The sequence below is a fragment of the Bremerella sp. JC817 genome (assembly GCF_040718835.1).
Lineage (GTDB): Bacteria > Planctomycetota > Planctomycetia > Pirellulales > Pirellulaceae > Bremerella.
Genome location: NZ_JBFEFG010000280.1, coordinates 707,604 through 729,831, shown reverse-complemented (window position 1 = coordinate 729,831; position 22,228 = coordinate 707,604). Strand labels below are relative to the sequence as shown.

Below are 22,228 nucleotides of genomic sequence, written 5' to 3'. Positions count from 1 at the left end.
TTTTAGCAGTTTCCCGCTCCTCCGGGGGACAATGACTTTTCGCGAGCTCCCTTGATGCAACTTTCCTGCTTTTACTGCGGCAAACATCTGACGGCGACCGCCCAGCAGTTAGGCGGGGAAGTCGTTTGCCCGCACTGCGGCAATGTCGTCCGGTTGCCCGACGCCGAGCAGGTTAGCCAGGCTCAAGAGCAGACCAGCGAAGCCCCGGCCCACCATTGGTTGACCGACAGTATCTCAGGCTTTGCCTCGCTGCTGTTCCATATGGCAATCATCTTCGTCCTGGCATCGGTTACCTGCAATTTTTCGAGCGGACAACCGGAAGGCGATGAGGTCGGTATTGGAGAGCTTCCGAGCGTCAATCTTTCCGACTCCGGTGGCGACGTCCTTGATACGAGCGAAGTCGAACAAAGCTCCGAGACTGCCAGTCTCGACGAGTTGGTCGCCGACATCGAACCCCCTTCCTCGGCCACGTCGCAAATGGGCGAAGAAGTGAGTCTTTCGCAGTTGCTTCCCAGCGGAGCGGCTGGCGGCGGGGCAGGCGCGCTCAGCACGATCGGTGGCGGCGGCGGTGCCGTTGGTGCCGGAACGACGTTCATGGGTGTCCGGGCCGAAGGTTCCCGCATCTGCATCATTGCCGACTGCAGCGGCAGCATGGAAGGCGCCAAGCTCGACTATGTCAAGGAAGAGATCCTGGAAGCGGTCCGCAGCATGTCGCGCGAGTCTGAGTTTCAGATTGTGTTCTTCAATAGTCAGTCCGTTCCGTACAATATGCGCGGGTGGCGAAATCCCAAACGCGATCTCGAAAACGTGAAGCGTTGGCTCGATACCGTTTCGGCCCAAGGGGGCACGATGCCGGTCTCGGCCTTCGAAGAAGCGTTCAAGCTGGCCCCTGCTCCGGATGCCATCTTCTTCATGACGGACGGTTTGTTCGACGACGACGTCGTGGCCCGCGTGAAGGCGTTGAACGTGGGTGGCAGCAACAAATCGAAGATCCACGCGATTTCATTTCTCGACAAACAAGCCGCCCCGCTGATGCGGCAAATCGCGAACGACTCGGGAGGCAGTTACCGCCATGTCTCCGCCTTCTAACAGGCCACTCGCGAGACAGTGGCGTCGCATCGTGATGGGATTGACGGTCGGCGTATGTCTGGCGGTGGCGACCGATCGTGCCTATGCGGATCGCTTGATCCTGCGTGACTTGCGACTGATTAGCAACGTGACTGTCGTTGGCTTCGACGAAGAAGGGGTCAAGGTTACCGATAACAACCTGATTCCCTGGCACGAAATCGAACTGGGCACGGTCGCTCCCGACAAGCAAGCCGACTTCGACCGTCTACGCAACGACCTCGGTCTGCCTCTCTACCGCATTCATCAGCGACTGACGGTCGGCGACTATGGCGGCCTGCAAGAGCCGGCCGAAGCGGTGTTCGAGCGTTACAAAGATCGCGACTCGAAAACGGCCTACATGGTCTGCCAGGCCACCATGTGGGGCCGCCTGGCCAATGGCCAACGAGAGGCCGCGTTGGAAGCTTACTTCTGCTGTATTCGCTGCCTGAAAGCGAACCGCAGCGAGCCCCCTTCCCTGCCGGGCCCGCGACGCCTGGAGTACGACAAGCAAACCGGGCTGAGCACCGATCTTCTGCCGTTGTTCTTCGATCAAGCGGCGGCCGCCGAAGCATTACCAAAGGCGGCCTCGGTTGCCAATTCGCTCGGCCAGAAAGCACCGGAAGCGGTCAACATCTACATGGCAGCCTTGGCGATCGCCGCCCACGACTTTGCCGAAGCCGAGAAATGGGAACGCAAACTGAAGACCGGCAACCCAACTTTGAAGCAGTGGAACGACCTGCTGGCCGCCCAAACCCAGGTGCAAACTGGCAACCTGATTGTGGCTCGGTCGGAATTGGTTCCGGTCATCCATACGATGGACAGCTGCAACTTGCCGGTGGCCTGGTATCTGCAGGGAGTCGCCGGCGCTCGTTCGAGCGAGTTCCTGATGATCGAGCATGGCGTGCTCGACTTGCTCCATGTTCCTGCGTTGTACGGAAACGATCAGCCCGAGCTGGCAGCCGCGGCACTCCTGGAAGCCCACAACGCCCTGCTGCGAATCAAACAACCGGATCAAGCCGCGGACGTACGCCGACAACTGCTGTTGTTCTATGGCGGGACTTCGCATGCCAAGCAGATAAGATCCTCGCGACAACTTCCGAGCAATCCTTGAGAGGCACCTACGATATGCGACGCAACTCGACGCCCAAAGCGGGCATCTTCTATTGTCTGGTTCTGCTGCTGGGCATCTTTGCCGTCCAAAGCTGGGCGCAAGACGGAAGTTCGCCTCCGCCCGCCGGCGATACGCTGACGATGGATGGCAACGACGCCGCGACGACGGCGCCTCGTCCCGAATACGAAGAGAAGACCCTGCTCGACACGCTGATGGATGGTGGTCCGGTCGGGGTGTTGATCGGATTGTTGTCGATGGTGGCGATCGGTTTCATCGTCGAACATTTCCTGACGATTCGCAAAAGCGTGCTGATGCCGGAAGGGGTGGCGTACGAACTGGAAGAAATGATCGCCCAGGGCCGCGTCGACGAAGCACTCGAAGTTTGTAAGAACCCCGAATACCAGTCGCTGCTGACCTACGTCGTGCAAGCTGGGCTGGAACGCTTCCGCGGTGCCGAGTTCGGTTTCGCCGAATATAAGGCCGCCGTCGAAGAAGCAGGCGAAGACCAAACCGCCAAGCTTTATCGCAAGACCGAAGTGCTGGGCCTGATCGGTTCGATCGCTCCGATGCTCGGGCTGACCGGTACGGTGCTCGGTATGATCAAGGCGTTCAATACGATTGCCGCGAGTGGTGGTGCTCCGAAGCCGGAAGACCTGGCCGGCTCGATTGGTCAGGCCCTGGTCACAACGCTGCTGGGTCTGGTGGTGGCGATTCCCGCGATGGTGGCCTATAGCTATTTCGGCAATCGCATCGATTCGCTGGTCGCCGAAGTCGGCAAGCGCGTCGAACAGATCCTGACCCCGCTTGGCCGTCGCCGCTAAGTTCACGGAGGAGCACATCCGATGAAACTCTCGAAGAAAAGAGTGCGGCACACCAAGGGGATGGACATCACACCGATGATCGACATCGTCTTCCTGTTGCTCATCTTCTTCATCACGGTCAGCCAGGTCTCGGAAACCAATCGCGAGAAGCTGGAACTGCCGAACCTGAAGGGTGCCAAAGACCAGAAGAAGACTTCGCTGGTGGTCAACATCAACAAGGCTGGCGAGATCGTCGTGGCCGGCAACCCGTTGCAGTTGGCCGACGTCGCGTTTCTGGTGGGCAACGAACTGCAATCCAATGGTGGCGACCCAAGCCTGGTGACGGTTGTCGTACGAATCGATCAGAACGCAACCTGTGAAACGCCCAACGCCTTGGTCAAACAGTTGGCCAGCCAAGGAATCTCGAAGGTCCGACTCGCGGTCCAGGTGCCCAACTAACCATGAAACTATCGAGCCACAAACGAGCCCACAAACGGCAGATTACGCTGGAAATGACCAGCATGATCGATGTCGTGTTCCTGCTGCTGATCTTCTTCATCGTGACCGCCAGCTTCACCAAGACCGAGCGTGACTTGGACGCGGTGACCAAGGTGAACGAGAAGTCGAGCGCGGCCTCTGAAACCGATCTGGAGCCCGCCATTGTGCTGCTAGCCAATGTCGACGGAAGCTGGGTCTATCAGATCGGGACGAACAACCTGACAACCTTCGCCGAACTGGAAGAGGTCCTCAACCAGTTCCCCAACAAAGAAGATGGTGCATTCGTTCGAGCCCCAGACGCCGCACCCTATGGGATGGCTGCCGCCGCCATCCAGGCCTGCAAGAACGCCGAATTTCCTGGTGTCTCTTACGTGCCGCTGACGCCTCCATAGCCTTCCCTGCACTCCCCCAATCGTCATGCGTTTTTCGATTTCATCTCGAACTGTTTCGTACTGGCTCGTTTGCCAGGCGGCGCTGCTGCTAAGCGCGGTGCAAGTTCCCGATGCCTTCGCTCAAGCGCAGATCAACGATTCGCGAACGCCGCAGCAGATGATCGAAGAGTATCATCGTGTCGATCGCTACCTCAGCAAGTTGAAGATGCCCGATCAACGCTTGATCCTGGCAGAACGTTACCTGAGATCGGCCATTCCTGCCGAGCAGCGCGAGGAGCTCCTCGATACTACATCGCAGCTTTATGCGACGCAGTTGATGACTTACGCCGATGACCCGGCCCGCTCGAAGTATTACCTCGACCAGGTGCAAAAGTTTCTCGCGGCGAATCCGAGTGCGGATAAGCCGGCGCTGCAAGTGATGCTGCTGCAAGCCGACTATAACCGAGGTGAAGCGGCCGCCTCCCGCTGGCTGAACGACCCAACCGACAGCGCATCGCAGGCGGTCGCCTTGGACATCTTCAAGAAGATCGCCCCGAAGTTGGTCGAGTATCACAAGTCGATCGAAAAGCAGGTCGAGCAGCAGTACGAACTGATCGACCGGATGCCACCTGGCCCAACGCGCGAGAGCCGAGATCAGGCGAACAAGGAACTGGAAGGGGTCGTCGGTCGAGCCGCGTTCTTCGGAGCCTGGTCGAACTATTACCTTGCCCTGGCCGAAGGGAAGCAAACACCATCGGACTATTCCAAGACAGCGATTCGCTTGTTTCGCGAACTACTCGATCTGAAAGAGACCCCCAATCAGTCGCCTCCCTGGTACGAGTCCGCCGATCCAAATCGAATGGGCCTGCAGCAAGAGTGGCGCGCGCGAGCCTTGATCGGGTTGGCCATGGCTGAGATTCTCGACAACGACGTGCCGGACGGACGACGCTGTATCGAACTGCTGGAGTCGGGTGCTACGAGCGTAGAGATCGCCGATCAATCCGACTATTGGTTCTGCCGAGGCTTGATCAATGCCGGCAAGCTGACCGAAGCCGCCAGTTTCGGCAAGACGACTGTGCAAGCCTTTCATGGCGACACCTCGCCCGGCAAAACGAGCTTGTGCGTTCTGCTGGCCGATACCGGCTTGCGAGCCGGAAAAGAGAATCCCGCCATTCATGAGATGGGGGTTCAAGGACTCGTCGGCCTGGCGAAGCTGGGACATCATTCCGCGGCGATTCAGTTGATCGAGAAGTACGACGTCGATCTCGAGAAGACTTCCGGCTTCTACATGATGTGGCTGGTCGGGCAACAAGAGTTTGCCAAGGCTGAAAAGAGCAAAGCTCCCGCTGACTACCGCAATGCCCAGAAGGAACTTCGCGGCGCGCTGGCCGCTCCGGAGGCCAAAAGCGATCTGCTTTCCGCCAGCGAATGCCGTTACACGCTCGGCTGGTGCAACTATCGCCTGGAAGAATTCGCCGAGGCAGGCCGCAGCTTTCAAGACTCGGTCGCGGGGCTGAAAGGTCCCAATCCGGGCAAAGCGGTCGAAGCGGCCTGGATGGCGTTCGTCGCTTATCAAACGCTGGCTAAGGACGAACCTCGCTTCGGGCTCCGGGCTGTCGAAGTGCTGGAAGACTTGAAGCGTGACTTCCCTAACCATGCCTACGCTCAGAAGGCCGACTACTTCATCGCCAAGCTGCAGCAGTCGCGCGGTTCGATGACCTCTTCGATCCGCCAACTGCAAGGAATCGACGCGAGCGATCCGAACTTCTGGTCGGCCAAGTTCGACTTGTGCAACTTGCTGCGGCAGCAGATCGACCAGGCCTCGTCCGACGATGAAAAGAAGAGCCTGGCCCGGCAGTTGAAAGAAGTTGCCGACGATCTGCAGTCGCGACTTAGCAAGATATCGGCTTCCAACGATCAAACTTCCGGCGTTGCCCGCTGCCTGCTCAACGTGGCCGATCTGGCGCGCAAAGACTTGCTGGAAAACGGCGACTTCGCTAGGTATGTCGGCGCCGCGAAGACCCTCGTCAGCAAGCTTCCGGCGGAAGACCGAGCCTGGGTCGATTACCATTACCAGGCCTTGCTGCTGGCGCGATCGCAAAAGAACGACGACGAGGTCGCCTCGCATGCCGACTGGTTGCTGGTGCATGCCAAAGGAACCCCGTACGAACAGTCGGCGCTCATCGTGCGGGCGTTGGAAATTGATCGCCAGGTCGCCGCTTCGACAATGCCTTCCAACGAACTGCTTAAGGAAGGGTTCGATATCTACAGCCGGCTGATCAAGCACCTCGGTGCGAACTCTGGCCAGTTGCAACAGAACAAGAACGCCAAAGTCGCATGCTCGAAAGCGGCGGGCTTCGCCGAGCGGCTCCAAAAATGGTCCGACGCGGCATCGTATCTGCGGATTCTGGTCGAAGCCTTCCCCAACGAGCAGGACTATTTGCAGCGGCTGGGAAGAGTCGAGTTCACCCTCAAGAATTACGATCAGTCTCTGGGGCATTGGCGAACCCTGCTAATTGGGCTGAAAAACGGCAGCCCCGAGTGGTTCGAGGCGAAGTATTACCAGCTGGCCTGCTTGCGGCAAACCGACCTGAACCAAGCAAAAACTGTCCTGCAGCAGTTCGAATTACTGCACCCAGATTGGGGCTCGCCCCCTTGGGCTGATAAAATAAAAGCACTCGCCCAGCAGATCTCCGGATAGGCCAGGCACACACCAGCAACGAATCTCTACACGTCGAATGGAATGGCGCACGGCTCGTCCCCATCACCCCACGAAGAACATAACTCGCAACGAATCGATGCATTCGTTCGCGAGGCCGAGGCCTTTCTAGCCTCGCGCGGGGGACTCGATCCGGCTGCCCTGACCACGCTGGCCTATCAGTTCGGATTAAGCCGCGACGAATACCAGCAAGCAATGGCCCTGCTGTACGACGGTCGGGCCTCGCAGGCCAAGCCGCCTACAGCGCCGCCTCCAGCAGCACCGCCTGCCGCGGTCGCTCCTGACGTGGCGCCGGCAACACCTCCACCGAAGCCACCTGAAGAGCCCCCGGCGGAAGAGTACCTGACGCCTGAGATCTTGTCGGACGATCCGGTGGAAGAACCTGGCGTTGACGATCAGGCACTGGTCACGCCGCTGCCGGACGACGAAAGCGAGTTTCCCGAGGTCCGGCCCGCCGACTTGTTTCACTTCGTGCGGCAATCGCGTCTGGTGCTCACCGCCGAGCGAGGCTGGACCGATCAAGCGTTGGGCCGGATCAACTATCTCGCCGACCAAATGCTGATCCCGCCGCCGATACGCGGGAAGCTTTACAGTCGCATCAACGCGGCCGACTTCAACCCGGCTCCACCGGCCGAACCAGACGACACGCCGACCGAGGCAGAGCAAGAAGCAGCCGCTCAGGAAAAGGCGGAGAAGAAGAAACGCCAATCCCCCAGTCGGCTCTACAAACATTACCTGCGGAAAGCGTTCGAAGCCCTGCCGACGAAGCGCGTCAACGAACGTCGCGAAGTGAAGCTAATTCGCGAAGGAACCAGCAAGCTTGGCCTCAGCCAGGTGCTGGCCCGCGACCTGTTGTTGGAAGTCGCCCAGGAAGAAGGCTACGAAGTTGCTTCCGCGATCGAAAAACCAGAGGACCAGCAGCAGAAGCAAGTCCAGGAAGAAACAATCACCACCTTCCAGCAGCGTGCCGCCACGATCATCGCTGGCCAAGGGGGTGTCAACTCGCTGACTCGCATCATGATCGCCCAGGTCGCAGCCGACCTGGGGATGACCGAAGAGGAACGCGACGCCGCGCTTGCTTCGCTTCAGCGGCAAACGGAAAAGCACGAATCAGAAACGAAGAATCAGCAGCGAGCCACTTCGTTCCGCCAGTTCGTTCGCGAAAAGCTGGAGAACGTAAACCACGGCATCGTGCTTTCGAGCCTGGCCCAGCAGTTGGTGCAGATCGGCATCGACATGCATGGCCTGCCGCACGACCTGGCTTGGAGCACGCTGCGGGAAGTGATCCAGGAAGAAGAGCTGCGGCTGGTCACCGTGGAACAGGCCGAGTCGCACATCCGCACGCTGGTCGACGAGTTGATGTTCGAGGAGCAGTTTCTGTCGATTCAAAATCGCCAGCGTCTTCTGGCCGAAGGAGATCAGTGGGGACTCGATCAAGAGACCTGCCAGGAACTGATCGAGAGCCGCGTCGTCGACTTCACCCGCAAGCAGAACCGAGGGCAACGCCAGGTCGCGTTGATCTTCGGGGCGTTCTTTGCCCTGCTGATTTTTGGTGGTGGCTACGCGATTTATCTTGGCTCGGTCCCGCCCAAAGGAACGCCCGGAACGAACCGCGTGGCTCACAACTCAAACACAACGCTCGCCGATGAAGCGATCGACAACGATCCGGACGTGGAAACCAAGACCGAGGAAGTTGTCTGGGGACGCCAACCGTGGTGGAGCGAACCTTTGGCCCTCGATCTGCTGGAAGTCTATCAAACCGAACCGTCGCTTCAGCCGCGGTTGACGGCCATTTGCACGCAAGACGCCAGCAAGCGTGCGACCGCCTATCGTGCCCTGCTGCCACAGATGATCGCGACATCTTTGGCCCGACAAGGGGAAGACCGCAAGTCGATCCGAGAGGCGATTGCCGGACTGGTTCACGACGAACCGAACGACGCTGCAATCGATGCCATTGCGGAAACGTTGACCGAAGATATCTCGTTGGAAGATTCGCCAATCACGGGCGGGACGCCTGTCTCGCAGATGATGGAGAAGGCATATGTCACCGTGACCGCGGCCGAGCAGCCAGGCCTGCCAGAAGATCGCAAACGGAAGCTGCTCGATCTGCTGGAGCAACGACTCGGCGTCAGCTTTACTGGATCAGCCAATCCGACCGAGCTGACCATGAGCGAGATGATTCGCGATCAATATCGTAAGATTCGTGAGCTCGCCGCATCGAACCCCAACGAAGCCGCGCAGCTTCATGCGACGCTTTCGAGTACCGCTCAAAGCTATCTGCCTACCGATCAGGTCGTGGCCAAGGACAGCACACTAGTCGCAGACATCGTCAGCAAAATGACCTCAGGCTGGGACTCGTATCAGCCGGTCGTGCAGCGCGTGGTCTCAGCCCAGAAGGCGGAACTGATGCTGCCGCTGTTGGACGCGTTCGAGCACTCGCTCAAGGATCGCAACATCCAGCGACAAGTGGCCGGACTTTTTGCCCGGCGGATCAATCGCGGACTCGACGCCGACGAACCAGCCCAGGCCGTCGCCTTGGTGCGAACCGAGCTGGGTCTCGATAGTTTCATGGCCCGCGACGGCGAAATGTATCGCATGTTCTCGCGACGGTCCGGCAACTACGACTGGAAGGTTCGCGATGACATCTCGACACCTCAGTTGGCCGAAGAGCTTTCGCAGCTTGGCTTCCTGGGGGTGCTCGGGCACGCGGCCAGCCAGGGAGAAATGGGCCAGCGAATCTTCGAGACCGCCTCGAAGCAAGGCGCGGCTGAAGTCACCGAAGCGCCAGCCCCCACCACCAGCGCTCCGTCCACGAACCCGCTCGCCCTGCAATCGAAGATCGAAGCTCAGATCGGCCGCCTGCAACGGGCCACCAATCCTTTAGGCCGCATCGATATCTATCGCGACCTTTGCACGATGTCTGGCGATGTCGACGACGTCGATTACAAGGTAGCTTCGCAATTGGCCGAGTACATTCTCGCACCCAAGCCGCGAGCCGAACAAAGCCAAATTCAAAGCGGGTTGCGGGCATTCGCCCACTGGAGCACGCTGAAGCTGGCGATCGCCGACCAGGTCCATTCCGCCCGGCGAGCTGCCGACGACATGCAGGAAGTGGTGAGCGTGCTCGTCGGCGAGACGATCGTCATTAACAACGTGCGAACGGCCCGCGACGACCTGCGTGAGAAGCTGCTGCAAAGTGCTCTGGCAGGCCTCGGCAGCCAGTCCACTTCGGGGGACGAGTTTTCGCCGCAGATGGCCAACAACCTGGCCGAGGCCATGATCGATTACTACCGGTTCCATGCCCGCCTGCAAGGTGTTCCTGATGAACTGCTGGCCCAAGCCAACTTGCCGGATGCGATCGCTGCCCAGTTGATTGCAGCCGAAAAGTCTGAACTGGAGGCGATGACGCTGACCGATGCCGAGACCGCTCGTTTCCAAGACCTGAAGCGACGCGAGTTGGCCTACGATTACCTGACCAACTCGCCAATCGCTCGTATGGCGGCGCGGCAGCGTTTGTGGCTGCAGTTGATGGTCCTGCGCCACAGCAAGCAAGTTCCTCAGCTACAAAGTCAGCTGAACGACATCTTGCAGAAGTTAGATCAGCAGGATGCCAACGCACCGAGTTTGCTGGCTCAATTGCGAAACGGCGAGATGGCCCTGATCAAGTTCTGGGAACTGACGGGAGGTTCCGTATGAAAGCTCGGAGTTGGCTTCGCCGAACGGCACAAGCACTTTCCGGGTCGCTGCTGATCTGGGGCCTGTTGGGCGTTCCGGTCGATGGAGCCGTGATCTATCTGAAGGGACAAGCTCAGCCTCTGGTCGGTTTCGTGGAAGCTTCCGACGACGTGACGATTCGGCTACGGGTGACTACGCCGGACGGCGACGAACTGCATCGTCAGATTCGCCGCAACGAGATCGAACTGCTGCTGCAGCCAGTCAATCCGGCGCGGCTTTCGCAGCTTTCGCCTGACAATCCGAAGGCATATCGCGAGTATGCCGAAGAGTTGGTCACCAAGACTTCCGATCCGGAAGCGGTCGAGACGGCCAAGCGTTTATTCCTGATTGCAGCTTACTTGGATCCTGAAAAGGAAGGCCGCAGTGCGATCCTCGGTATGGCACCACTGGCGGACGGAGCCCAGGGAATCAAACAGCTTCGAGCATTGGCGTTCCTGATCGATCCAATCCACGACGCCTCGCTGCTCGACGGCAATCAGCTGGAAGAAGCTTCTGGGGCGGTCGTCGACGACACCGCACGCAACGACGCGATCCATGCCCTGCAACTGCTTCGCCGCGGCGATCGAGCCGACGCTCGGCAGCAACTTCAGCGGGATGAAATCAAGAGTGCCCTACGAAGCGGCACGAAGAAGATTACCTGGGACGACTGCATGGCTCTGATTCAAGGGACCTGCCCAGGGTGCGAACAAGGAGCCATTCCGGCTTACATGTTGCAGAAACTGGTCGCGGCAGAACTCGAGCTTTCTTCCAGCCAGTCCGCCAAGACGATGCAGCCGCAGTGGGGCTTCTTCCTGGATGACTCGTTTCAGAAGCCGTTGCCGGTGCTGTCGCTCGAGAAGGCTACTCCTTACGATCCGAAGAAGTGCCTGTTCCGCGATGGCCAGTGGGTCGAGCCGCCAGCCAAGTAGATCAAAGGCCAGCGACTAAGGCGAGATGAACTCGTCGCTGAACCGACGGACGAAGGTTGGATCGATCTCCGAACCTTCCTCTTCGCCGAAGTAGTAAACGCTGGCGTCCGAGATGTGCCGGTCCGCCACGTGGGCGAACAGGAATGCGGCGGCAGCATGGCGGATTTCGGCTTCCATGTCTTTCCACTCACGATCGCCACGCTTCTCTTCGTGCACCTTCAGCAAGTGAATGCCGAACTTGGTCTGGATCGGGCCGACCATTTCGCCGACCGGCCGGGCAAACGAAGCCTCGTGGATACGTGGATCGAGGGGACCATGATGCTTGATCCAGCCCATGGCTCCGTCGTCGTCTTTGCTCGGCGACTGCGAGTACTCCCGAACGGCTTGCTCGAAGGTGATCTGCCCTTGTTGGATACGATCACGCAGGAAGACCGCTTCACGGAAGGCAACGTCCCAATCGAACTTCGGATCGGAAGGATCGCCGAAGTAGATCTGCGATACGCGACGCGTGGTGCCGTCAAAACGTTCGTAGTTGCGTTCGTAATAGCGACGAAGATTCGCTTCGGTCAGATAGCTTTCCAGGTAACGCGACCAGACAAGTTTCCAGGCCAGGTTGCGCCGCAGCATCGAAAGGTCCGCTTTGCCCTCAAGCAGAAACTGATCGAGCGTCTTACCACGGGCATTCAGGGCGTTTTTCACTTCGGCAATCGCCAGATCGATCTCTTGTTCGCTGGCGCGGAATTCGGTGGTCTGCAGATACGAAAGAATCACCTGGCGGCGGACCAATTGCGACATGACGGTCGAGCGATAAACCTGAAGCGTCGCTTCCGGCAGATCTTCAAAGACGTTCAACCGCTGCAAATAGCGTTCGATCTCGACGTCGTAGATGGGTACGTCGTTGACGCTGGCAACCACCATGGCACCAGTCTTGGGATGGATCAACGTCTCTTCAGGCAGATAAGGCCCTGAAGAGGATTCGAAATCCCCTGAGAGCGACCATTCATTGGCGGCCTCTGGCAAGACGATCAAACAGATCATCACCAGGATGAAGGTCGGCGATCCGATCCAAGGTTTTGATGACATGGCTTGCTTTCAGTTCTTTCGTTTCCGGTGCCTTCCGCGGGAAATGTCCGCCAGGTGCTTTCCGTGGGATTTACGGCAGTGGAATGTCTGTCAGCTCAAACGATACAGGCAGCGAGATAATCGATGCGGGGGAACGGTACACGAACTGGACTTCGGACGGGTCGCGCTCGAGGACAAACTTGTAAGACATTCCCACGGTATCAACATCGCGGTAGGTCTCTTCGAACCCGGCGAAATCAATCCGTTCGCCATTGGGTCCCTGCAAGTATGCTTCATTGTTGTAAACCCAGCCACGATGCGACTCGAGCGCCCCTTGCTCGTTCAGCACACGCAGCATGATGCTTGCCTCCCAGATATCACCGTTCTGGCGGAAGGCTTCCAGTACGACTTCAATCGCGCCCCGGGTGTCTTTGACATTCCGAGCCGTATCGAGCTTGTCGAACATGAACGTCTCCACGCGTCCCGGCATCAAGGCGATCATCTCACCTTTCAGCTTGGCGATCTTCTGCGACTTGCGATCGACGCCACCCAGCGGCAACTGAATGTCGACAGCCGAGACGCCTTGCAGCACTTCGGTATCGAGCGATCCAGGTTGCTCACCGCCCAAAACCAGGCTCTTTCCGGTTTCGTCTTCGATGGTCAACTGATCGAGAGGTAACTTGATGACAATTGGTTCGACGCGAGGTTCCCAGGCAACCTGCAGATTCATGAATGTTCCACGTTGATTGGCGCCGGTCAGGTCCATAAACGATTCAATGCGGGTCGGCTGAAATCGAAAGATCTCGCTGACGCGGACCAGCGGGTTGGGCTTGTCGCTACCACTCGCTCGCGCGACGAATGCCAGCACGTTTGGCTGACCGGCGTAGTGGTAGGCCTCCAGACTGTTTTCGGTGAACAGTTGATCGACCGCTTCCCAGAACGGAACGTTGTCCCACTCGACGGTCACCTTCGACTGATCGGCCCGTTGGCCAAAGTTCGAGCGGTAATCGATCAGCTTGTTTTCGGTTTGTTCTTCAATGGCACCCAAGACATCGGCCAGCGGCACATCCTTCACAGACAACGTGATGTGCGATGCTTTGGCGGCGTTGTCAGCGCGTGCCTTTTCTAAGATCGTGCGAATACGTTGCAACCGAGCTTTCGTCTCGGCCGGAGTCGACGGTTCCACCATCGGCAGATGGTCGAGAGCCTTGTGACCCAGGTCGAGAATCTTTTGCTCGGCGCGTTCACGTTCCTCGAGTGTGTCGGAATCGAGACGACGCGACCAGGCAGCCACCTGCTCGGACAGACTCGGATCTGAGTCTTGTGCCAACGCAGGGCAAACCAGCGCAAACGCCAAGCCAACCCATACAACGGTTCGAAGCGCGGCCATGGCTAGGGTGTTCAGCTATGAAAAACGAGATTAAGGGAGATGAGGTGAGCGTTCATTCTAGGGATAGTCGGGGATCGTTACCAGGGAATTTCGAGAAACTTTCCCCCTCATTCGCAGGGTATTTTTCCCGGACGTAACCTAAGCTTTTAAGGTTCTTTCGACTCCTTCGTAGTCTAACCCCTGAAAATGCTATGAAGTTCCTTAGATATGTGGCCCTGGGCCTTCTTTTGACTTTTGCCCATTCTACGCGATTTTACACATCAATGGCAGAGGGGCAAGGCACCACCTACCCGGTGATGATCCAGCTCGATCTGCGCAACCAGACGATCCAGGCGACTCCGGTCCTCGCCTCCGAAAACCGGGTCATCATGCTGGGTCGTGATGGACAGATGTGGGACTTCGACCCGAAAACCGCATCGAACTACTCGCAATTAGGAACTCCCTTCCGCCCAGCTTCCCAGGGAGAGATGCGCGGCGAACTGCTGGCCGAGTTCGGCAAGGGGTACGACGTGACCGGAACGGGAAGTTACCTGGTGGTTCACCCGGCCGGCACCAAGGATCAGTGGGCCGGCAATTTCGAGAAGCTCTATCGGTCGTTCCATCACTACTTCACTGCCCGCGGGATTCAGCCGCAGCGGCCTGAGTTTCCGCTGGTCGCGATTGTCTTTCCAACTTTCCAGGCCTATCAGCAGTACGCGGCGAAGGAAGGAATGCGGGTCTCGCCCGGAATCGTGGGCTATTACTCGTCACGGACCAATCGGGTCGCCTTGTACGACATGACCCACGGCAACCATAGCAACCAGGCACTGTGGGACGAGAATATGTCGACCGTCATCCACGAGGCCACCCACCAAACGGCTTTTAACACCGGGATCCATAGCCGCTATGCCCCTCAACCGAAGTGGCTGGTGGAAGGACTGGCCACGATGTTCGAGGCCCCAGGCGTCTGGGACTCGCAGAACCATACCCGCTTCGGCGATCGCGTGAACAAGACTCGCATGGTCGAGTTCCTACAGTTCAACAAGTCGCAGCGGCCAGCGAACTCGCTCGAACAGTTCATCGCGTCGGACGATGCCTTCTACAAACGTCCCAGCACGGCATATGGCGAAGGGTGGGCATTGGTGTTCTATTTAATCGAAACGCGACCGCGAGAATTCGCCGCCTATATCAAGACGGTCTCGCAGCGTTCCGGGTCGGAAGACTACACCAAAGAGCAACGCGTCGCCGACTTTCAGGCCGCCTTCGGCCGCGACCTCGATCAGTTGGAATCGCACTTCCTGCGATACATCTCGCAACTGCCGAACAAGATCTAGCACGCGCGTGAAAGCTGAAGCCGCGGACATGCGGCTGGACTGAATCGACTTCCCAGCCAGCGATCGATGGTGATGCAAGGGGCAAACAGATCGCAGCAAACCATATGAAACTGCTCGGCCGAAGGGTTGTTTGGTTCGACGAAACAGTAAAAGTCGGAATCAATCATTGCGGCTCGCTGCATCCCAACGCGCGACATCACGATATACGCGCTGATGTAACTGAAGAGGCAGGCGACCAGCACGCCTCCGATCCAGCTGTTTGTCTTCATCGGGAACCTCACTCGAACGTTCGCTACCCATGCGTAGCCTAACAACGTCTTTCGCTCGCCGCCCGCTATTTGTCTGTTTCGTCCGATTGGTCCGGTGGATCGCAAGATAGGTTGCGCAGCTACATGGGAAGTATCAGCAACCACACGAAATCAACCACCATGACATGCACGCTCATCAGGCCCGGAAGAAGCAAGATCGCCCATCCTGAAACGAGGACAACGAATCCGAAGGCTTGGTCACTATCGCCTATTTAGCTGGCAACGGCATCCTCGCTTTCGACCTGTTGGTTCTCTTCCTCTTTCTGTTCACGCTGTAGCTGCAGTTGCTTGTCGACCGCTTTATGGTGATCCCAGTTACCGGTCGAACCGGCGCGGCGTTCGTCGAGATTACTTAATACGTCGCGTTGTCCATACATGATGACCGTGTCTCCTGGCTTCAGTTTGGTGAAACCGCGCGGGGCACCGACATATACCGAGCCGGGGCGTTCGATCCCTAGGACCAAGACCCCTTCTTCCGAAAGACGCAGCGACGCGAGTTCGCGTTCGGCGAGCCAATCATTTTCTTCGACTTCCATCTCAACAACGCTGTAGCCATGCCCCAAGTGCAGCAAGTTCGAGTAGTCGCGAACCTCGAGATCGGTCCAACGCCGCAATGCCCACTCGACCATGCGGTTCAAACGATGATCGACCCACTGACTTTGTGTTGCCGACCACAGCACCGCGATCCCGACAAACATCATTCCTACTCGGATCCAAATGCTGACCGTTTGTTGTTCACCAGTATTCACGAACGAGAGCATCAATGAACTGACGGCCGTCACGATTCCCGCGTTCCCGAGCAGCATCAGCAACATGATGATCTTTCGTCGAACGGGATGCTGTGTGACACGGTCCGATTCTGATGTCGTGAAGCCAGCGCCGGTGAAGGCAGATCGGGCTTGAAATTGAGCCAATTGATGCGAAAGGCCAGTGAGAACCAACGCCACTGTCGCGACGCGAACGACCATCAGTGAGATGACAACGACCAGGAACAACGAAATAATCGGTAAAAATGCGGCCATAATAACGGGTATCTCCCTATAAAGGGATGTGGAGGTAGGAATTCAGCGTGTATCCTTTTAAAGCAAATGACGCGCCGTGATCGGAAAACTTTCTGCGGACAGGCGAGCCCCCTGGAAAGATTTACGGTGCCACCTCGAATACAATGACGAGCAGCAATCGGCGAATTCGAGTGGGGTGAATCAGGTGGTCGACTGGGACGATGTAGAAACCGACGCGGAAGAATACATGTTCGGGGCGCCGTTCCTCTTCGGTCGGTTCGTCTATCGTGTAGGCCGCGGCTTCTTCCTGCGTCCTCGCACCTATGGCGAGCGCGTCGCACAGCTCGCTCTGCTGCCGATCGTCGCATTCGGCGTGCTGTTTGTTTACGGCCTGGTGACGCTGCCCCTTCCCTACTGGGCCCAAGGGATCGCGTGCCTCTTCTTTCTGGTCTACTTCTGTGGACTCGCCTGGACTGCGGTGACTTTGTCGCATCGCTATGAAGAAGAAATCGAGCAGCGCGAAGAGTTCTAGCCTGCGGGCGATCCTTTCAGTTCTTATTTAATTTGAAGCATGGCATGCCCAGCCTCTAGAATCTTGGAGCACGCCCATCACCCATCCGATTGCCAGTCACCGTTTGAAAGGGGCCAGACGATGCAGCAACGAGCACTTTGGACGTTTCATGGCGAGATCGAAAACGGGGCCGACATCAGCGCGATCGCCGTATTAGAAAACGGCCAGTTTGTCGCGATCGCCGGCGACGAGGGAGCGACCGTTCAGATCCTTCAGCGGCGGTCGCCTGGCGAGTATGAGACGTTCGATGAGATCGATCTGACCGGACAGCTTAAGAAAGGAGAGAACGAGTTCGACATCGAAGGGCTCGCCTACAGCCGCGGCCGCATCTATGTCCTTGGATCGCACTCGAAGAAGCGTCCTCTCCTCGATCCTTCCCTCAGCCAGAAAGCCAACCGCAAACGACTTTTTCAGTGCGACAACCAGCCAGGTCGCCAGTGTCTGTTTGAAATCGATTACCAGGGCAATGGCAAGTTCGCCAAGAAGGTGAAGCCGTGCGACTTGATCGAAGCGATCCAGGCCAGTTCGATCCTCGCACCGTTTCTTGAAATTCCGAGCAAGGAAAACGGCATCGACCTGGAAGGGCTCGCTGCCCAGGGAGACGATCTGGTGGTCGGCTTTCGTGGCCCCGTCTTACGCGAAGGATGGGTTCCGATCTTGAAGCTCGACTTCGACAAGCCAGAGAAAGCCAAGACCTTGTTCGTCCAGCTTGGTGGCCGCGGCGTTCGCGATCTGTTGCAGACCGCTGAAGGCCTGTTGATTCTGGCCGGGCCGATGCGTGACGAGCCTCTCGCGTATGCCGTCTACTTTTGGAACGGCAACGACGCGATTGCCGGGCACGACCGCCAGACCGAGGACGTACCGATACTCTTGGGGGAAGTTCCACTACCGCATGTCGGGGCGAAACCGGAAGGGCTGGGTCTGGTCGAAGAAGGAGCTGGCTACTTCGACGTGGTGCTGGTTTGCGATAGTTCCCCGAACGGTAGTCCAACCGTCTTCCGCGTTGCCAAACCATTGCCGCGCAAGTCGTAAACACTGCGGGAATCAGACCGCACCGAACGTGATTCCGTTGACAGGCTCCGGAGCCCGGAGCAGATCTTCCCAGTGGATCGCGTCTTCCGAAATCAGAATGCGTCCCTTCCAGGCAGACCCGACAAACAGGCCATTGCCGAAGGCACATGTCTCGGGGGCGTTCTCGTTCTCGACGCGTTCCCAAGTCTTGCCATCGGTCGAGAAGTACGTCGCGCCGAGTCCTACGCCGACGCAGCGTTCGCCGGTCCAGATGAGCGAATTGATATGTTCGCCTTCAAGGCCGACCTGACGGTTGCCCCAGGTCAAACCATCTTCGCTGGTCATCCGCAGCCCGTGCAGCCCTGCCCCCACGTAGACACCGTGGCCGTAAGCGATGTCGATAAAGGTATCGAGTTCCGGCAGCGGATTGGCGTCTTGCCAGGCGGTCCCTTCTTTGCTGACCGCGACGCGGCCTTTGACACCCACCGCGACAAACTGTTCATTTCCAAAGGCAACCCGCAACAGTAATGGCTGCTTGTCGAATTTGTTGGGACCTTTCCAGGTCTTGCCATCGGTGCTGGTCATGGCAATCGACCAGTGGCCATCCATGTCGCCACCAATCACCAGGAAGCGACCATTGCCATAAGCGATGTCATGCAGACGGCCGTCGATATCTTTCTCGCTGAGTTTCTCCCACCTTTTGCCATCGGCCGACGCGAAGAACAGAATCTTGCCGCCATAGGTTGCGAAGGCAACGAATTGCCCGTCAGCGAACTGACAACCTCGGAAATAGTAGTTGTTCTTTTCAGTGATAGGCTCGGACCAGTTGCGTCCATCGGCAGAGACGATGCGCAGGCCCTGTTGTCCGTAGGCTATGAACATGAAAAAAGCTGCGTTGGGGGGAGAAAGGGTGAGAGGCCCTTCTCATTGTAGTCCCCGCGGCAGCTCAATCTATCCGGCGTTTGCCCCTACCGGCATCGAAGATGATTTGATGGCTAAAGGTTATTCATCCGCTACGACCGCCACCTGCTGTTTGGAGAGACTCTCAGGCTGGCTTAGTTCGCTGCGATGCTCGATCGGAAACATATTCCGCTCGAGTACCTCGGGATCCTGGGTGGTCCATGTCTCGCGAATATTGTTCGCGTAGACCTTCCGGTGAACATTCATGTCTTTCCAATGACAGACGTACTGATCTTGATTCCACGACTTACGTGGAAGCTGATCGTCGGTTTTCAGAAGTCGCCAGGCTCGAACCTGGAAGCGTTGGGAAGCACTGTCCCATTGATAAAAAATGAGCTGATTGATGACGAGACGACCCTGGAGGTCGTACAAGTGATTGATCTCGATGAGGTCAACCCGGTCGACAACATGAGTTTCGACAGGGGAAGCCCCCATCGAGGCCATCGTTAAGATGGACGCGACTACGAACGAGGTCATGCTCGTCTCCTAAACCAGTCGTTGGAGAGGAATATCGAGAGCTTCGCGAAATCCTTCCGCGAAGACTGCTGTGCGCTAATGACGTTCGCATTCTGAATGCAGTGAACGCAGTACGCGAAACATGTGCCAATACCTGCCGTGGATTACCGAGATCCCGCTGTAACTCCCACTCCCACTTCACTTTTAAAAAACCGGAAGATGTCGATTTAGGGCCTGCTTGAATTACTGTTGCTGATCAAATTCGCACGCACCTTTAGCGATGCTGATTTTTTCATCATGGCTATCAAGCGGCCAGTTTACGTGTTTGATTCATACCGTAACTTGAAAACAAGTCCCCCTAACCTCCCAGTCTGTTGAACCCGGTAAGTGAGCAAACATGCGTGGTTTTGGCTCGCTATCACGGCGACTCCCCACCCAGGTTGCTACGATTGGGGTACCTGCGGCTGATGTTGTCGAGGGCTATTGATAAGGACTCATCGACGCGTGAAATGGCTCGCCATAATCTGGCTTTTCGCTCTCTATTTCGTTCTATACGGTTTGATGTACACCGCGACATATCAAACGCGGGTGGTTCTTTTGATGACCGTTCCCTACACGTGGGCCTGTCTGTTGGGGGTTTGGCTGGCTGCCGGATCGGCTTCGGCTGTGATCCGTTTGCTGGGAACGATCGCGGTGAGTTGCCTGCTGGTGGGACCGATCGTTCACTTGGATTATCACCCCACACCCTTCTCGGTCGGCCTGGCCACGGCGACGTCGGTATCGGCGGTCTTGACGCTGATGCTGGGCAGCCTCAGTGCGATGCTTCCGCTGCGGACGACCTGGCAAATTCGGTTCGCACTATGGGAAGTCGTGGTCAGCGTGACCTTGCTGGCGTTCACGTTCGCCTGGCTGAAAGAACTCTCGGAGCTGACCGAATGGCAGCTGGAAGACTGGCCCGACATCATCGGCGGCGACTACATGGCCCTGGCCGTGTTCACGAGCGTGCTCGTCGTTGCGACGCTTCTGCCCGTCTCGGTCTTAGGGGCCCGCGATCGTTGGATCGGCTGGGGCATCTTGCTGGTGACCCTCGCGGCGTTGCCGATCCTCGAGTGCGTTACGTTTCATTGGTTGTATGGGACGAACTTCACCCCGCTCTTCTTCTACCAGCACAACCTCTATCAAGCAGGCCTCTCGCTGGCCGTGCTGATCCCGTTCACCCGCTGGCTGCCGGGGATCTTGCTGCGTGAACGTCCGGAACCCGCCGAACCGGACGAAGCGAACTCGCCGGTCGATCCGACGTAAGTACGGCGATTAGCGTTCACCAATACAGATGAGATACTCTTGCCGCTTCCCTTGTGAGCTGTCGGCGAACCGGGCATACAGCTTGCCCTGACTGACGATCGGGGTGGCGAATAGTTCGTCGCCCAGCTTGTTCTTCGAGACGACCTCGAACGCCTGGGGATTCGCTTTCACAACCCACAGGTCGCCAGCCTCGTTTCCGAAGTAGATGTTGTCGCCACTGAGCAGCGGCGACGAACTCACATCGCCACCCATACGCGTCTTCCACATCTCTTGGCCCGTCTTACCATCTCGGCAAACCAGGATCCCGCCGTCGGTATTCGAGTAGAGATAACCGTTGTGGGCGAGCATCGATTGTTCGTAGCATTTGTCGCGGTTGGACCAGAGGACTTCGCCGGAACCATCCGCCTTGATCGCGACGGTTTGCGACTCGGGATAACCGCCACTGGCAAAGATGGTATCGCCATCCCAAACAATCGTGCCGCAAGTGGCTCGGGAAGTTCCTGGCGCGGACCATAGTTCTTTGCCAGTCTTGGGATCGTACGAGCAGACCATGTTCAAGCCGCTGATCAGCATCTGATCTTTGCCGGCGACCTTGGCCACGATCGGCGTGCTAAACGAGATACCGGGCCGTGGGACCTTCCAGCGCGACTTGCCATCTTTCTGCGAGAACGCCGCGATCCATCCTTTTTCAAATTCGCCTGCAACGATCACCATGTCGTCGTACAGAATCGGCGAAGGTCCGTAGCCGAATTTGAACTCTTGCGGGCTGAACTGTCCGGCGTTGATTTGCCACTGCATCTTGCCCTGCAGATCGAGAGCGATCAGTTGAACAGAATTGTTCTGGATGAAGACCGCGAACAACTGTTTGCCGTTCGATGCCAGCGTCGACGTGGCGTGTGTGTTCTTGGGATGCAGATCGGTTTGAAAGCCTCCCTGGGTCACCGGCGTTTGCCAGACCACTTCGCCGGTGTTCTTATCGAATGCGAAGACTCCGGTCGTCTTGCGATTCTCGTCGGCGGAAGTGAGGTAGATACGATCCCCGATCAAGATCGGCGACGAATGTCCTCGACCTGGGATAGGAACTTTCCACAGCACATTCTGCGACTCGGTCCATGCTGCCGGAGCGGCCGGTCCCGGAGCAACGTTGTTCGCCAGAGGTCCACGCCAGGCCAGCCAGTCTCCGGTTGGTGTGCTGCTGGAACTTTCCGTCGGCTTCGTCCCTGATTCGCCTCGAGTCGGCTTGTTGCCACCGGCACGCATTTCTCGCAGATGGGCTCGCACCCAGGTCTGATCGGCTCGACTGAGCTTCGACATCGGGACGGTCACGCTTTCGCCATCGGTTCGATTCAGCGTCACGTTCCCTTCAGCGTAGCCGCCGAACTCTGCTTCCACTTTGAACTGGCCGGTGGCATCGGTCCAATGCCGCGTCTCTGCAAAGGCCACGATCGCACTGAGAGCCACCAAAACGGGAAACAGGATCAAAGGACGAACCATCGAAGAGGCCTCGCACATAGAAAGAGCGATTCAGGTTGGACTAGTGAGGAATGGTCATTGTGCCCCAGACCTTTCAGCAATTTCAAGAATTCCCCTCAGAAGCAGGAAAAT

19 protein-coding genes are annotated in these 22,228 nt (G+C 57.8%); 12 read left to right on the top strand and 7 right to left on the bottom strand.

Annotated elements, in window-relative coordinates; translation table 11 throughout:
- Positions 1 to 54: 54 nt before the first annotated feature.
- Genes AB1L30_RS21385 through AB1L30_RS21350 form a run of 8 tightly spaced genes read left to right on the top strand, consistent with a single transcriptional unit; the run spans position 55 to position 11,249 of the window.
- Entirely contained in the window at positions 55 to 1,089 is a 1,035-nt protein-coding gene (locus AB1L30_RS21385) for a VWA domain-containing protein (RefSeq protein WP_367015813.1), read from the top strand.
- Positions 1,073 to 2,218: a hypothetical protein gene (locus tag AB1L30_RS21380; protein WP_367015811.1), complete on the top strand. Its 1,146-nt coding sequence runs from the start codon at positions 1,073 to 1,075 to the stop codon at positions 2,216 to 2,218. The genes AB1L30_RS21385 and AB1L30_RS21380 overlap by 17 nt, the downstream gene beginning before the upstream one ends.
- Positions 2,219 to 2,232: 14 nt before the next feature.
- A complete protein-coding gene (locus AB1L30_RS21375) occupies positions 2,233 to 3,039 on the top strand; it encodes a MotA/TolQ/ExbB proton channel family protein (RefSeq protein WP_367015809.1) in 807 nt (268 codons plus the stop codon).
- A gap of 21 nt (positions 3,040 to 3,060) precedes the next feature.
- Positions 3,061 to 3,477, top strand: coding sequence for a biopolymer transporter ExbD (locus AB1L30_RS21370; protein ID WP_367015807.1), 417 nt, complete (start codon positions 3,061 to 3,063; stop codon positions 3,475 to 3,477).
- A gap of 2 nt (positions 3,478 to 3,479) precedes the next feature.
- Positions 3,480 to 3,908, top strand: a complete 429-nt coding sequence (locus AB1L30_RS21365) for a biopolymer transporter ExbD (RefSeq protein ID WP_367015805.1) — start codon at positions 3,480 to 3,482, stop codon at positions 3,906 to 3,908.
- Positions 3,909 to 3,933: 25 nt separating this feature from the next.
- Positions 3,934 to 6,588 (top strand): hypothetical protein, encoded by a 2,655-nt coding sequence (locus AB1L30_RS21360; protein ID WP_367015803.1) that lies wholly within the window; start codon positions 3,934 to 3,936, stop codon positions 6,586 to 6,588.
- Positions 6,589 to 6,630: 42 nt separating this feature from the next.
- Entirely contained in the window at positions 6,631 to 10,302 is a 3,672-nt protein-coding gene (locus AB1L30_RS21355; RefSeq protein ID WP_367015801.1) for a hypothetical protein, read from the top strand.
- Entirely contained in the window at positions 10,299 to 11,249 is a 951-nt protein-coding gene (locus AB1L30_RS21350; protein ID WP_367015799.1) for a hypothetical protein, read from the top strand. The genes AB1L30_RS21355 and AB1L30_RS21350 overlap by 4 nt, the downstream gene beginning before the upstream one ends.
- A 15-nt stretch (positions 11,250 to 11,264) precedes the next feature.
- Here the strand turns inward: AB1L30_RS21350 and AB1L30_RS21345 are convergent, their stop codons facing one another.
- Entirely contained in the window at positions 11,265 to 12,332 is a 1,068-nt protein-coding gene (locus tag AB1L30_RS21345) for a peptidylprolyl isomerase (protein ID WP_367015797.1), read from the bottom strand.
- Between the two features lie 70 nt (positions 12,333 to 12,402).
- Positions 12,403 to 13,701 (bottom strand): hypothetical protein, encoded by a 1,299-nt coding sequence (locus AB1L30_RS21340; RefSeq protein WP_367015796.1) that lies wholly within the window; start codon positions 13,699 to 13,701, stop codon positions 12,403 to 12,405.
- 263 nt (positions 13,702 to 13,964) lie between these two features.
- Here AB1L30_RS21340 and AB1L30_RS21335 point away from each other — a divergent pair, with 263 nt between their 5' ends.
- A complete protein-coding gene (locus AB1L30_RS21335; protein ID WP_367015794.1) occupies positions 13,965 to 15,014 on the top strand; it encodes a DUF1570 domain-containing protein in 1,050 nt (349 codons plus the stop codon).
- Here AB1L30_RS21335 and AB1L30_RS21330 read toward each other — a convergent pair.
- Together AB1L30_RS21330 and AB1L30_RS21325 are read right to left on the bottom strand one after the other, a co-directional pair.
- A complete protein-coding gene (locus tag AB1L30_RS21330; protein WP_367015793.1) occupies positions 15,011 to 15,283 on the bottom strand; it encodes a hypothetical protein in 273 nt (90 codons plus the stop codon). The two genes, AB1L30_RS21335 and AB1L30_RS21330, sit on opposite strands and share 4 nt — an antisense overlap.
- A gap of 251 nt (positions 15,284 to 15,534) precedes the next feature.
- The gene (locus AB1L30_RS21325) at positions 15,535 to 16,344 is read right to left on the bottom strand and encodes a TrkA C-terminal domain-containing protein (protein ID WP_367015791.1); all 810 of its coding nucleotides are present in this window, start codon (positions 16,342 to 16,344) and stop codon (positions 15,535 to 15,537) included.
- A gap of 175 nt (positions 16,345 to 16,519) precedes the next feature.
- Between AB1L30_RS21325 and AB1L30_RS21320 the strand changes: the two genes are divergently transcribed.
- Both AB1L30_RS21320 and AB1L30_RS21315 read left to right on the top strand, forming a co-directional pair.
- Positions 16,520 to 16,855 carry a hypothetical protein gene (locus AB1L30_RS21320; RefSeq protein WP_367015789.1) on the top strand — a complete coding sequence of 112 codons (336 nt, stop codon included), beginning with the start codon at positions 16,520 to 16,522 and terminating at the stop codon, positions 16,853 to 16,855.
- Positions 16,856 to 16,975: 120 nt separating this feature from the next.
- Positions 16,976 to 17,926, top strand: coding sequence for a DUF3616 domain-containing protein (locus AB1L30_RS21315; protein ID WP_367015787.1), 951 nt, complete (start codon positions 16,976 to 16,978; stop codon positions 17,924 to 17,926).
- A gap of 12 nt (positions 17,927 to 17,938) precedes the next feature.
- On the opposite strand, the gene AB1L30_RS21310 is transcribed toward AB1L30_RS21315, so the two are convergent.
- The gene (locus tag AB1L30_RS21310; protein WP_367015785.1) at positions 17,939 to 18,787 is read right to left on the bottom strand and encodes a hypothetical protein; all 849 of its coding nucleotides are present in this window, start codon (positions 18,785 to 18,787) and stop codon (positions 17,939 to 17,941) included.
- A gap of 120 nt (positions 18,788 to 18,907) precedes the next feature.
- Positions 18,908 to 19,342, bottom strand: a complete 435-nt coding sequence (locus AB1L30_RS21305) for a hypothetical protein (protein ID WP_367015784.1) — start codon at positions 19,340 to 19,342, stop codon at positions 18,908 to 18,910.
- 483 nt (positions 19,343 to 19,825) lie between these two features.
- Here AB1L30_RS21305 and AB1L30_RS21300 point away from each other — a divergent pair, with 483 nt between their 5' ends.
- Entirely contained in the window at positions 19,826 to 20,623 is a 798-nt protein-coding gene (locus tag AB1L30_RS21300; RefSeq protein ID WP_367015782.1) for a hypothetical protein, read from the top strand.
- 9 nt (positions 20,624 to 20,632) lie between these two features.
- Here AB1L30_RS21300 and AB1L30_RS21295 read toward each other — a convergent pair whose 3' ends face one another.
- Entirely contained in the window at positions 20,633 to 22,117 is a 1,485-nt protein-coding gene (locus tag AB1L30_RS21295) for a PQQ-binding-like beta-propeller repeat protein (RefSeq protein WP_367015780.1), read from the bottom strand.
- Positions 22,118 to 22,228: the final 111 nt, after the last annotated feature.

Excerpts from the sequence above, each read along its gene's own strand:
- AB1L30_RS21385 (WP_367015813.1), top strand. The coding sequence starts at position 55 with ATGCAACTTTCCTGCTTTTACTGCGGCAAACATCTGACGGCGACCGCC.
- AB1L30_RS21380 (WP_367015811.1), top strand. The coding sequence starts at position 1,073 with ATGTCTCCGCCTTCTAACAGGCCACTCGCGAGACAGTGGCGTCGCATC.
- AB1L30_RS21375 (WP_367015809.1), top strand. The coding sequence starts at position 2,233 with ATGCGACGCAACTCGACGCCCAAAGCGGGCATCTTCTATTGTCTGGTT.
- AB1L30_RS21370 (WP_367015807.1), top strand. The coding sequence starts at position 3,061 with ATGAAACTCTCGAAGAAAAGAGTGCGGCACACCAAGGGGATGGACATC.
- AB1L30_RS21365 (WP_367015805.1), top strand. The coding sequence starts at position 3,480 with ATGAAACTATCGAGCCACAAACGAGCCCACAAACGGCAGATTACGCTG.
- AB1L30_RS21360 (WP_367015803.1), top strand. The coding sequence starts at position 3,934 with ATGCGTTTTTCGATTTCATCTCGAACTGTTTCGTACTGGCTCGTTTGC.
- AB1L30_RS21355 (WP_367015801.1), top strand. The coding sequence starts at position 6,631 with ATGGCGCACGGCTCGTCCCCATCACCCCACGAAGAACATAACTCGCAA.
- AB1L30_RS21350 (WP_367015799.1), top strand. The coding sequence starts at position 10,299 with ATGAAAGCTCGGAGTTGGCTTCGCCGAACGGCACAAGCACTTTCCGGG.
- AB1L30_RS21345 (WP_367015797.1), bottom strand. The coding sequence starts at position 12,332 with ATGTCATCAAAACCTTGGATCGGATCGCCGACCTTCATCCTGGTGATG.
- AB1L30_RS21340 (WP_367015796.1), bottom strand. The coding sequence starts at position 13,701 with ATGGCCGCGCTTCGAACCGTTGTATGGGTTGGCTTGGCGTTTGCGCTG.
- AB1L30_RS21335 (WP_367015794.1), top strand. The coding sequence starts at position 13,965 with ATGGCAGAGGGGCAAGGCACCACCTACCCGGTGATGATCCAGCTCGAT.
- AB1L30_RS21330 (WP_367015793.1), bottom strand. The coding sequence starts at position 15,283 with ATGAAGACAAACAGCTGGATCGGAGGCGTGCTGGTCGCCTGCCTCTTC.
- AB1L30_RS21325 (WP_367015791.1), bottom strand. The coding sequence starts at position 16,344 with ATGGCCGCATTTTTACCGATTATTTCGTTGTTCCTGGTCGTTGTCATC.
- AB1L30_RS21315 (WP_367015787.1), top strand. The coding sequence starts at position 16,976 with ATGCAGCAACGAGCACTTTGGACGTTTCATGGCGAGATCGAAAACGGG.
- AB1L30_RS21310 (WP_367015785.1), bottom strand. The coding sequence starts at position 18,787 with ATGTTCATAGCCTACGGACAACAGGGCCTGCGCATCGTCTCTGCCGAT.
- AB1L30_RS21305 (WP_367015784.1), bottom strand. The coding sequence starts at position 19,342 with ATGACCTCGTTCGTAGTCGCGTCCATCTTAACGATGGCCTCGATGGGG.
- AB1L30_RS21295 (WP_367015780.1), bottom strand. The coding sequence starts at position 22,117 with ATGGTTCGTCCTTTGATCCTGTTTCCCGTTTTGGTGGCTCTCAGTGCG.